Consider the following 227-nt stretch of genomic DNA (forward strand, 5'->3'; position numbering starts at 1 on the left):
CGCTCGGCGACGCGCCCCTCACGCACCGTCACCTCGAAGGTCTCCGCACTGCAGGGCGCCGACCGGGCGGTGTCCACACCGCAGGTGGCCCGCACCCGGGACGCGCTGCCCCAGTCGGAGGTGTACGCCCCGATGCCGTCCACGGCCAACGCGTACTGGTTCAGCCCGCGCAGCGGCCGGGTGCCCCGCCCCTCCGCCGTCACTGTGCCGCGCAGCGTCAGCCGACC

Annotated in this window: 1 pseudogene; it reads right to left on the minus strand. The window is 76.2% G+C overall.

The features are described 5' to 3' along the window. Nucleotides 1–227: pseudogene (locus tag CCN51_RS56730) on the minus strand (phosphodiester glycosidase family protein); the annotation flags it as partial.

Origin of the sequence: Streptomyces milbemycinicus (assembly GCF_002154605.1) — a bacterium.
GTDB classification, from domain to species: Bacteria; Actinomycetota; Actinomycetes; order Streptomycetales; family Streptomycetaceae; genus Streptomyces; species Streptomyces milbemycinicus.